The 11,295-nt window shown below is 53.7% G+C and carries 11 protein-coding genes; 5 read left to right on the top strand and 6 right to left on the bottom strand.

Annotation, left to right across the window (positions count from 1 at the left end):
- Positions 1-112 precede the first annotated feature (112 nt).
- The 6 genes from AB4Z33_RS15470 to AB4Z33_RS15495 all read right to left on the bottom strand — a co-directional run bounded on the left by AB4Z33_RS15470 (position 113) and on the right by AB4Z33_RS15495 (position 7,063).
- The gene (locus tag AB4Z33_RS15470; RefSeq protein WP_442050753.1) at positions 113-1,198 is read right to left on the bottom strand and encodes a phosphodiester glycosidase family protein; all 1,086 of its coding nucleotides are present in this window, start codon (positions 1,196-1,198) and stop codon (positions 113-115) included.
- Positions 1,195-1,626 (bottom strand): hypothetical protein, encoded by a 432-nt coding sequence (locus AB4Z33_RS15475; RefSeq protein WP_337103671.1) that lies wholly within the window; start codon positions 1,624-1,626, stop codon positions 1,195-1,197. Before AB4Z33_RS15475 ends, AB4Z33_RS15470 begins: the two co-directional genes overlap by 4 nt.
- A gap of 261 nt (positions 1,627-1,887) precedes the next feature.
- Complete coding sequence (locus tag AB4Z33_RS15480; RefSeq protein ID WP_442050754.1) at positions 1,888-3,507, bottom strand: class I SAM-dependent methyltransferase; 1,620 nt, start codon at positions 3,505-3,507, stop codon at positions 1,888-1,890.
- Between the two features lie 3 nt (positions 3,508-3,510).
- Entirely contained in the window at positions 3,511-4,371 is an 861-nt protein-coding gene (locus AB4Z33_RS15485; protein ID WP_442050755.1) for a glycosyltransferase family 2 protein, read from the bottom strand.
- Between the two features lie 30 nt (positions 4,372-4,401).
- Entirely contained in the window at positions 4,402-5,961 is a 1,560-nt protein-coding gene (locus tag AB4Z33_RS15490; protein ID WP_442050756.1) for a glycosyltransferase, read from the bottom strand.
- A complete protein-coding gene (locus AB4Z33_RS15495; RefSeq protein WP_442050757.1) occupies positions 5,945-7,063 on the bottom strand; it encodes a tetratricopeptide repeat-containing glycosyltransferase family 2 protein in 1,119 nt (372 codons plus the stop codon). Before AB4Z33_RS15495 ends, AB4Z33_RS15490 begins: the two co-directional genes overlap by 17 nt.
- A 207-nt stretch (positions 7,064-7,270) precedes the next feature.
- On the opposite strand from AB4Z33_RS15495, the gene AB4Z33_RS15500 reads away from it, so the two are divergent.
- From AB4Z33_RS15500 to AB4Z33_RS15520, 5 genes are all read left to right on the top strand, one after another.
- Positions 7,271-7,588 (top strand): hypothetical protein, encoded by a 318-nt coding sequence (locus AB4Z33_RS15500; RefSeq protein ID WP_442050758.1) that lies wholly within the window; start codon positions 7,271-7,273, stop codon positions 7,586-7,588.
- Positions 7,589-8,001: 413 nt separating this feature from the next.
- Positions 8,002-8,133 carry a hypothetical protein gene (locus tag AB4Z33_RS15505; protein ID WP_442050759.1) on the top strand — a complete coding sequence of 44 codons (132 nt, stop codon included), beginning with the start codon at positions 8,002-8,004 and terminating at the stop codon, positions 8,131-8,133.
- The gene (locus AB4Z33_RS15510) at positions 8,130-9,272 is read left to right on the top strand and encodes a glycosyltransferase (protein WP_442050760.1); all 1,143 of its coding nucleotides are present in this window, start codon (positions 8,130-8,132) and stop codon (positions 9,270-9,272) included. The genes AB4Z33_RS15505 and AB4Z33_RS15510 overlap by 4 nt, the downstream gene beginning before the upstream one ends.
- Positions 9,245-9,565 (top strand): hypothetical protein, encoded by a 321-nt coding sequence (locus AB4Z33_RS15515; RefSeq protein ID WP_442050761.1) that lies wholly within the window; start codon positions 9,245-9,247, stop codon positions 9,563-9,565. The genes AB4Z33_RS15510 and AB4Z33_RS15515 overlap by 28 nt, the downstream gene beginning before the upstream one ends.
- Before the next feature lie 65 nt (positions 9,566-9,630).
- Positions 9,631-11,295 (top strand): spore surface glycoprotein BclB (locus tag AB4Z33_RS15520; protein ID WP_442050762.1); only part of this gene is annotated, 1,665 nt, incomplete at its 3' end.

Below are 11,295 nucleotides of genomic sequence, written 5' to 3' on the forward strand. Positions count from 1 at the left end.
CCTTTCTTCAGGCAGGTTAGTGGTGTCATGCCAATCGTTCCATATCATATATGGATAGTATATTCACATATAGAAAAAGTTCAGCCCCGGGGGGCTGAACTTTTTTTCGTGATTATTTGAAGAACAGGAAGTGCGTCGGAAGCCGGCGAAGCTGTCCGTCCGACGGATTGTTAATGACGCGGCCGTTAAATACGAGCGAGGAGGAGCCGCCTCCGTCGAGATTGTAGCCGTCAACAACGCCGAACCGCTGAAGCAATAGCTGCAGCTCGCCAAGCGTTGCGCCGGAGCTGCCCGATTCGTTGTAGCCGTCCACGACGAGGAACAGAAGCTGATCGTCCTTGTAGTTGGCCACGACAGTACGGGGAGCGCGCTTCGGGCTTGTCTGCCACTTCGTCGGAATCGTCGTCGGCGAGCCGTTCCGCAGCAGAACGGGGACGAACGAAGCGCCGAATTTCGGTTTCTTCGCATCGAGCTGCCCTTGGTTCGTAAACTTACCGCCGATCAGCTCGTTCTGGTCATTCAGTCCGACGAAGAACAGATCCGCGTAGGTCGCTTCGAATCCGCCTGTATACTCGCCGTCTACGATGGTCGTGCTCAGCGGATAGCGTTTGCCGCCGCCGTCGGCGAATCCGCCCGCATTCACGCCGGCGACGGCCTTATGCCGATTGACGGCGGCAAGCGTCGTCTCGGATGAGCCGAGGCTGTCCTTGCCAAGCGCCATCGTCATCGCATCGCCCGACTTCAGCTGCACCTTCAGCGCATAGTACTTGAAGTTCTCCGCTTTCATGTAGAAGAGCTGAGCGCGGAGCTTGTCCGATTCAACCGTGGAAGCAGGCTTGCCGAGCTTGCTCGTAATGTTGCGATCGTAAACGAGAAGCGGCTTCATCGCATTCGAAGCGGCAAGCGATGAGATTTTCGCCATCTCCGCATTCGTCTGGTTGTAGAGCTTCAGCTGCTTCTGAATCGATTGCCTTGTCTCGCCTGCAATGATATGAGCGCTGTCCAGTCCGGCTGATGTTTCCAGCACCTTCGCAGAATCCAGCGGTCGCTGCTCGGTTATAGCTTCAGGAAAAGCAGCAGCAGACAACGATACAACCATGTCGGACAAGAGCAGCCACAGCATGATGCCGAGGAACGGCGCAACGGCGAGCAGGGCGGTTCGGTTAAATCTTTTTACGGTCAGGTTCGTAATAATCATTTGAGCACTTCCAAGCTTTTTTGCAGTTCGTTCAGCTGTTTCTTCACTTCATTCAGTTGCGTGTACAGCTTGTTGCTGTTATCCGTCTTCGAATCGGCGTTATCCTTCGTGAAGGTCAGAAGCTCGTTAAGAGCATCGACTTTTGCCCCTAGATCGGCAATATCGGCTGTATAGTTGGTCTCCAGCTCTTTCATGCGCGCCTCGTACGTTTGCTGCATCGCCGTAATCTGGCTGGCGGTCTGCTGTTCTAGGCTCTCGCTAATATTTTGCTGGATACGGTCAGTGTACCACTTGGCCCCGTAAATACCGGAGGAAATAAGGACGAGCCATAAGCAGGCAAATAGAATCAATGCCCTGCCATTTCTCTTCTTGCGGCGCGTCATATCGGTACTGACGCCCGTTCTCGAATCCAAAGCGATATCGTTCATATGTATGCGTTCACCTCTTTTGTATGTGGTTAGCGAAGAAGAACGGATGAACGTAACTGCAAAGATAAGGTTAACCTCTCAAATAGATTAGACCGTAATTTAACCCGAATGGTTGCGGATGTCACCTTATTGTAACAAACCTTTAACGATTGCGGGCACTATCCGACGTGCCAATACGTGCCAAGAAGGAAAGAAAAAGCCATATGCGTAAGCTGCCAATGGCGAGATTGGCAGCTGAACATATGGCGACTTCGATTTCGATTAGCGCTTAACGAACCAGCCAAGCAGATGGCCGTTGAATACTTGAATCGATTGCACGTCGAAAAACGTCGTTTCCGCAAGGGCGTACAGCTCGTCGATAGAGTAATATTTGATCTCCGCATCGATGAACGAATTACCGGGCTCGTAGTAGGGCAGCTGGAACAAATCGGGCGACGGATGATTAGGCGCAAAATGCCGCTTCCACGGTGTCGAGAGCAGAAGGCTGCCGCCTTCACGCAGACGCGCGCGGAATTTCTCGAATACCGGAATCGGATTGTAGTTCATATGCTCCAGCACTTCCGTGAACAGAATCACATCGAAAGGCTGGGAGCCCGGAATTTCTTCCGCTTCGATATTGCAGGAAGCCCACTTAATCCCGTAATCGTCACTGAGGCGGGGCGGCCAATAGCGATCGGTCATATCAACGCCGTAGCAGTCGGCGCCCGATAGGGAGCTGTAGAGCAGAAGCGTGCCATAAGCCGCTCCGACATCAAGCACTTTGGGCTTGTCGGCTGCAGGGCCGTCGCCGGCTTGCCCTCGTTGAAGCAGACGATCGAGCGTTGGAAGCAGCGGAAGCCAATAGGAAGCCTCCGCGTCGCGGTAGGCAGTCAAGTAATGCGGATTGCCGTTGTCGCTATGATAGTCGGTGAGCAGCTGTTGAACTTGAATGAGCCGCTTCATGGAATGAATAAGCGTAGGCGAGAGGCCGATGCCGGACAGCTCGTTCAAGGTAGCGGTAATCTCGTTGTCTGCTGACGAGATTTCGATATTCGGGCCGAAGCTGCCGTATTCATCCGCATCCTCAGCCGCTTCATTGAAAGAGGCGGCGTTCGCCCCCGACTCCACAAGGTCTGCAGGCGCTGCCTGCTCCTGCTTGGACTCTACCGTACCGATCGTTACACGGAGATAACCCGGAAAATTAGGCTGCTCCGAAGGGGCGAGCGCTTCATACCATAAGCGGAGTGCTTCCTTCACGGCGCTTGTGCCTGCTATGAAATCGAGGAATGCTAAGCTGTCAACGAAACCGGTATGCGTCTCTTCAATAGCCGTTATTCCGCTCAATTCGAATGCTGCGAGCAGACTGTCGACCGGATGCTCAGCCCCGTACATCCACGTTCCCATAGATTCTGCATGGGCTTTGCCTACTCTGTATGGAAGGCAGTGGGCGTTCGGAGTCATGACGAGCACGATGCCGCCTGGCTTCGTAATTCTCGCCATCTCCTTCAAGATGTTAACTTGCTCATCAAGCTCGAAGTGCTCCAGCACGCCTGCATTCCATACGAGATCGTAGCTTCCGGATTGCAGTCCGCTGCTTCTGATGTCCGCGAGCAGGAAAGTAGCCGCCGCCTCTTGCTCATAGAACGCTTCGCGGCTATTCGCAAGCGCCAAGTCGGAGTAATCGATCAAGGTGACGAGCGCTCCTTCTTGCGCTAACCGAAGCGAAATTTTACCCGTTCCTGAGCCAGCCTCGACGATCCGTTTCCCTTCTATATCTCCGAATGAGCGGCGAAGCTGTTCATATACCGTTTGGCTTAGCGGGTCCCACTTGTAGGAAACGCCGCCTGACCAAATGCGATCCCACACTTTTTTCTGTTCCGTCCAGCCGATTCCGCCTGTCACTAGCTATCCCTCCAGTGTTCTTGGAATGTATTTGTGATACAGCGAATGAAAATACGACTTCTCGCCATGAATCGCAGCCAAATGCTTCAGTCCGTAAAATCCGTATTGACGTACCAGTCCTTCCTCATTGCGAACGAACTCCTGCTGGATACCGCTAAGCGACATACGCTGGCCTAACGTGGCGTGGTAGACCCAGCTATTCAGAGTGCACTTCGGCCGCCAATTCGTTCGCAGGCCCATGTAGTAGGAATAACCGAGCAGCAGACTGTCATCCTCGAAGCCTTGCTTGCCGGTTAGAAACCGGGTATCGTAGCCGCCGAGCTCGCGAAGGAGGGAGGCACGGTGAACAACGGGATGGACGAAACCTGGCTTCAGCCCGTCATTTTCACCGGGCAATTGCTGTAGCCGTTCAATAATGGCGGCTGGATTGCCGGGCAAGTCGATATATCGGCCTAATGGCTGTAATTCACCGCTCGCCGTAAGGATGCCGGGACAAATGACCGGCTCATCGGTCGTTTCCAGGCAATGGATCAGCGGAGCATACCAATCGGGAGGGAATAACATATCGACGTGAATCTCCGAAATATAAGGAACAGCAGGGCAATGCTGCTCGATGTAACGGAAGCAGGCCATGCGCGCAGCAGCAATGCCAATGTTCTCGCCATCGCCGATCAGAGCGGCAGATATGCCGCTGCGGAAAATAAGCGCATCCAGTTCATTCGCCGACAGCGAACCTTGATTGTATAAAATAATGTGATGATCGTGAGAGGCGCGAAGGCTTCGCAAGCATTCATAGAGCATCCGGATATCGTTATCCCGGTGCTCGGGACGAATGAGCAGAGGCATCGTATGTACAATGTTCATGGAAGCGGACTCCTCTCCGAGTGGTGGCCGTTATTCCTCGTTCCATTCGATCCATTTTACAAGTTTGGGTTCGGGGTCAAGGATAGATTCATACTGCTCCGGCCAGCCGTAGGCAGCATCCGGATCGAGCTCCTTGTAGCGCAGCCACTTCTCCAATCGATGGGACTCCTTCGCCCAGCCCATATGCTTCACGCGAACCGGCGAGAGGTGATGGGGCAGCTCGAATACGTTCTCGGGAAATCGGCCGCAATGCTGGGGCGTTTCCTTCCACTGATAGTCCAAATCCGGTCGGTAACGGAGGAGGAAAGGGCGGTAGAGGTTGTGAGATTGCCAATAAGCATCGTCTCTATAATGCGTCTCGTTCCAGAAGTCGTACAATCGGAAGCAGAATAAATCAATGTCTTGCTGGTTCAGCATGCTGTCGAGCTCCTGGACGAATCGGTCTTCGAGYAGCTCATCCGCATCCATATTCAAGATCCATACCGGACCGACGCGCAATGTTTCTTCCCATTGCTGCTTGCGCAGCTCCACCTCATTGCGGAATCGCGACAGGCGATTGCGAACGAGTCTGACAGGGATGCCGCGAAGCGCCTCCATAACGACTTCTACCGATTCGTCTGTACTGCCGTCGTCGATAATGACGGCTTGCCCTATATATGCGCTATGAGCCTGCAATACTTGCCTCAGGTATCTGCTTGCTTCGTTGCGGATGACCATCGAGAGCGTAAGCGTAGGGCGAGGATTCCTCGGCGTTGCGTGAACCAGCGCAGGCTCGATATGCGCCCGGATAAAGTCGTCCGCGCCTGCAAGATCGCTGCTGCGATAAATATGGTAGGCAGGATAATGAGTATCGACATGCAAAGACAAGCCAAGCGCAGCTGCGCGAATGCAGAAGTGGCGATCCTCGCCCCAGAAGCTCAAGTTCGGAATCGCCTTAAAACTGACCCCCCGTTGCAGAGCGTGCTTGCTGATGAACGTGCAGGCCCCAAGCCCGCCAACCTCGTACAGTCCCGGCCGCTGCAGCTTGTTAATGAAGGCCTGATACCGCTCGGCAACTTGCCCGTCATCCAGCTTCTCCCCGCGGTGCTGCTCCCACTGTGTATATTCGTCCTTCAACCATACTTGGGGCTGCAGCGCAGCATTCGGCTGCCAACGCGTCCAAAAAATTTCGGATACGATATCGACTTCGGCTGCCAAAAGCTTTCCGACCGTCGCAGGGTGCAATAACAGATCGGAGTCGATCAGGAAGACGCCATCGCAGCCTTGCGCCACCGCGTGACGAAGTATCGTATCCTTATACGCGGCGACCTTCCATATGAGATGCTCGTTCCAATAATGGGTTAGATCATTGCGTATGTAATCCTCGCTGCCGGTAACTTTGTCTATGATTGATCCTGCATATCGATCGGCGAACGATTGCAGCAGCTCGGAAGACGCAGGTTGATCGTTATCGTCAATGAAATAGAACGTGGGCTCGAATGACGAGTAATCGAGCCGTGACAGGGAAAGCAGGAACTTGGCTAATATATCGGGCGACTGGCGAATTGGGCTGCCGATCAGAATTTGGGGCTTGTTAGTTGTCAGCGGCATCGCCTCCTGATGAGTCGGCAATCATCTTCGACAGCACGGTACGGAAGTAAGCGCGGTTGCTCAGCATTCGCGAATCCTCGGGACGGTATTGAAGGGCAAGCTCGTTGTGCTGACAGGCAATTTCGTACTTGCCGATTCGGTCGTAGCAGACGCTTAGCTGAAGGTGCGGAAGCCAAGTCGAGCAGGTGGGATTGACGAAGCCGAGATGATTGTCCGGCAGCTTCAGCTCGGTGGCCATTTTGTACCAAACGATTGCGCTGTTGTAATTATGGTTGTTCAGAAAGTGGAAACCGATCCGGCAGCAGAACTCCGCTCGCGGCGAGTCATATTGCAAGGAACGAAGCGAGGATTCCAGCTCCGCCTGGGAATCGCCGAGCGCATGGTAGCAGTCGGCCAGCCTGCCGCAAGTGGATATATTATCTTCGATCCAACCCTGGCGCGTAGCCAGAAACGATTCGTAGTAGTGGATCGCCCTCGTATATTGGGCATGCTCCTTCAACTCATTGGCGAAGTAATAGAGATCGCGCGGGGATAGCTGCTCGCCGGCGGCGACACGCTTCTCGTATATTTTCAAATTGCGGTCCGAATCACGTTCGTTGTTCGTGCTTTTGTGCGTGACGGCAATATCGCTGTTAATAATGTTTCCGTTCACTTGAAGATATTCATGTACTTGCCCGATCCAGCGGAAATACCGCTCCCGCTTGACGAGCCTATTGCGCCGCAGGCTGAACGTCACGTTGCCGAATTCGTCCTCGCTCAGGTTGTACAGCATCGTGACCGAATCGACGGAGGGGTCAAGCGATTGCTTAAGTGCCCGCAGCTTGTCTTGATCCTCTTGCTTCAGCACATCATCCGCATCCAGCCACAAAATATAGTCTTTGGTCGCCTGATCAAACGCATAGTTGCGGGCAGCGCCAAAATCATCTATCCATTCGAACGTATGCTTATTGTCGGTATATTGCGCAATGATCGCTTGCGTACGATCTGTCGAGCCGGTATCGACGATAATAAGCTCGTCAACAAGGTCCGCAACCGTATCCAGGCAGCGGCCGATTATCTCTTCTTCATCCTTCACGATCATGCACAGGCTAATCGTAATCAATGCAAGACGCCTCCATTATTGAAGTTATAGTCTACGCTGATTGTTATTCATGGGGGCTAGTCAACATGAATGATTTTCTCCGAATCGCTTTACGTTTTTGGTGCTCGATGGCATAAGTGTTGGAGAAATCAATACTCATAGTTAATAAGGGAAAAAAAGCTCTTACGAATAAATACGCAGCCGATGTCCCATAAGGAGGTTTCGAAGATGAGCATGCCGACTATTCCCGATGAGCCGTTCCGCCCCAGCAAAGAGCAGGTCGTTATCGACCTATTGAAATCTATCGCCCTTGAAGAGACGTCGATTGCCCATCTGCTAAACGCAGAGGCGGAGAAGGTACAGGCACTCGTCCGCAAATCGACGCATAGCAGCTTGGACGCCTCGGAGGAGACGTTATGCAGAGTGAGCCAGCAGGTTATTAAGCTGATGGACGTCATCGTCATGAAGGAATGGCTATTGCTTCGCAAATTGGAAAATGCGATGGCATTCCATGAGGCTGACGATTGCTGGGAGCTTGAGGAGTAATGGACGCTCTGCCGGAAGAGAGCAGTGGAGAGGCGATTGACAACATAAGTTATCCTGCACTGGAAGAGCTTTTTGCTGCTCTCCTTGCCGTAGCTGAGGCTTACCGGTCGCTAATGGAGCTTCGAAGGCGAAGAGGCGTTCTAGGTGCGACATATCGGGAAGCGCAACGGGGTATACATACTTTTTCACAATTTTCTTTTCTGATTACGTGGCAATCTGACTTGCTGCAGGGTCATTTACATAAGCTTAACAGCCCCCAATATTCGAGTAACCGCAATCGTCTACATCGTTATTCCGCTAAGCTGTCCGAGCAAGTGAAGAGCATGCAATATCCAGCCCTCGATTTTTTTCGATCTGCCCCAATTCAAGCTCCTTTCGCCCCAAAAACCCAACCCATAAGTTCAGCGGTCCACGTGTATGATGATGCTCAGTCGATTGTTAATGAGGCCCGGCGGCGCGAAGCAGCCGTAGCGGCGCCGCTGCTTACCCTGCCTAAGCTGCAGCCGAATAAGAACGATAAGCGTGGAAGGGGAAGACAAGGGTGAATGATAGATTGCTGTCCTTATGCATGATTGTTAGAGACGAAGAGAAGCGGCTCGGCCGCTGCCTCGATAGCGTGCAGCATGCGGTAGATGAGATCATTATCGTCGATACGGGCTCTAGTGATCGAACGATAGAGATCGCCCGCTCGTACGGAGCGAAGGTGCTTAGACGGGAGTGGACGGAAAGCTTCGCTGACGCACGCAATGAAAGTATCCGTGAGGCAAGCGGACAATGGATATTATGGATGGATGCCGATGAGGTGCTGCGCGAAGGTGATGGTGAGAAGCTGCGCATGTATGTTCAGCAATCGGAGGAGGATGTGCTTCTGCTGGAGCTGTTCAATTATTACGGAGACGGCGAGGCAGATGAATCCCAGGTCTATATGCTTGCGCACCACCGGCTATTCCGCAACCGGCGAGGCTTCTCATTCGTTCATGCGATCCATGAGCAGCTAACTTCCGAGGAGGTGGTTCTGAGTCAATCGGAGCTTAAGCTACTGCCGATTCGAGTGTATCATTTCGGATATTTGGAGGAGGTGGCCGCTGAGAAGCGCAAATTCGAGCGCAATATGAAGCTGCTGCAGAAGGAGAAAGCATCGAACAGCGATAATCTGTGGATGGACTATCATATCGCAGGCGAGTACTATCGAGTCGGCCAATACAAGGATGCKTTTCGTCATACGAACGCGGCAATACTTCGATTTCTTGCTGGCGGGAAGCTGCCGCCTTCGGTGTTCTACCATATGAAATATGCTATTTTGACGGCAACGGGCAGTTATTCGGGCGCATGGCCGGGGATCGAGAAGGCTATTGCTTTGTATCCGGAATATGTGGATTTGCATTTTTATAAAGGCGTTATTTTATATATGGGAAAAAGATATGCCGAAGCGCTGGAGACGTTTCGACATTGCTTGAAGCTAGGGGATTCGTGCAATCTTCATTTGAATAAAAGAGGAGCAGGCAGCTTTTATTCTCAATATTATATAGGGCGCTGCTATGAAGAGATGGGCGCAGAAGAGCTCGCTAGGGCTGCGTATCTGCTGGCTGTTGCGCAGTATCCTGCGTTCGGGGAAGCGAAAGAGCGATTGAATGAGTTGGAGAGGGGGGATGAGCGATGTCTCAAGCCAACATTCCCAATATAACGCCGACAATAACCATATCGCTCGAGGAGTCGATTAATATGCTGTTGTCCTCGATTGCCCTGGAGGAAATGGCATTGGCTCATATTGTGAACGCCGAAGCGGAGAAAATTCAATATGTACTTGGAACGCTTGAGAATGGTCAGGCGAAACCTCCTCCCGCTTCGTTCGAGCAATTGCTGACTATTAACAATTCGGTCCGCAAAATGATGCATGACGTTGTCGTGAAAGAAATGCTGCTCCTGATGAAGTTCGAAAAAGTGATGGAGCTGGTGGAGAGCAAGAAGCTTCCTTGATAAGGGAAGCAATTAGTGACTGGACGCGGTGGTAAGTTCAACGAGAATCGAGGTGGAATGCAGAAGTGTCACAGTCCAATATCCCTAATATTACCCCTTTAATTACGATTACGAGAGACGATGCCATTAACTTATTGCTATCATCGATTGCCCTAGAGGAGCTGGGGCTTAGCCATATCATTAATGCGGAAGGAGAGAAGCTTCAGTACATTCTCGGCACTTTGCCTGGTTTAACAGGTCCTCCCGCTACGATCAGCGATATTCTGACTGTGAATGAAAGTGTTAGAAGCACGATTCGCGAGCTGACGAAGAAGGAGTTCCTGCTCCAGACGAAGCTGGAGAGCATATTGTCCACCCCCATCTCCGTAGGGCCGACCGGTGCGACAGGTCCGCCTGGACCGACCGGCGGGCTTGTGCTGGGGGAGTTCTTATTTAATGTGTTTGGCGAGACGGGTTCGGCAACGGTCGGTGTAGGAGAGAACATTACATTCGAATCCGACACGCTCGATATTACCGTGACTCAGGGGTCGGCGATCGTTCGTATTGAGAATACGACCTATGCTACGGGAGCGACTGGTTGGACAGGAGCTACAGGGGCGACTGGAGGAACAGGAGCAACCGGTGCAACAGGAGCGACTGGTGGAACGGGAGCAACAGGAGGAACGGGAACGACAGGTGCAACAGGAGGAACGGGAGCGACTGGAGGAACGGGAGCGACAGGTGCTACTGGGGGGACAGGAGCGACCGGTGTTACTGGAGGAACAGGAGCGACAGGTGCGACTGGGGGAACAGGAGCGACAGGTGCAACTGGTGGAACAGGAGCGACTGGAGCTGCTGGAGGAACGGGATCGACAGGTGCAACTGGAGGAACGGGAGCGACGGGTGCGACTGGAGGAACGGGAGCGACAGGTGCGACTGGAGGAACGGGAGCGACAGGTGCGACTGGTGAGACAGGAGCAACGGGTGCAACTGGGGGAACGGGAGCAACCGGTGTTACTGGAGGAACGGGAGCGACAGGTACTACTGGTGGAACGGGAGCGACGGGTGCGACTGGAGGAACGGGAGCGACGGGTGCGACTGGGGGAACAGGAGCGACAGGTGCGACTGGGGGAACGGGAGCAACGGGAGCAACGGGTGCTACTGGTGGAACGGGAGTAACGGGAGCAACGGGAGCAACGGGTGCTACTGGTGGAACGGGAGTAACGGGAGCAACGGGTGGGACTGGAGGAACGGGAGCGACGGGTGCGACTGGGGGAACAGGAGCGACAGGCGCGACTGGGGGAACGGGAGCGACAGGTGCGACTGGAGGAACGGGAGCGACGGGTGCGACTGGAGGAACAGGTGCGACAGGAGCAACCGGTGTTACTGGAGGAACAGGTGAAACCGGCCGAACGGGTGTGACTGGTGCAACAGGAGCAACCGGCACGGGAGCAACCGGTCCGACAGGAGCGACAGGTGAAACCGGCCCAACGGGCGTGACCGGAGCAACAGGAGCAACAGGCACAGGAGCAACTGGTCCGACAGGAGCGACAGGCGGAACGGGCCCAACAGGTGTGACCGGAGCAACAGGTGCAACCGGAACAGGAGCAACCGGTCCGACAGGAGCGACAGGTGCCACCGGCCCAACGGGCGTGACCGGAGCAACAGGAGCAACCGGCACTGGAGCAACAGGTCCGACAGGAGCTACGGGCGTAACAGGTCCGACGGGTGTAACAGGTGCAACAGGAGCA

Source organism: Paenibacillus sp. 2TAB19 (genome assembly GCF_052115185.1).
In the GTDB taxonomy this organism is placed as follows: Bacteria; Bacillota; Bacilli; order Paenibacillales; family Paenibacillaceae; genus Pristimantibacillus.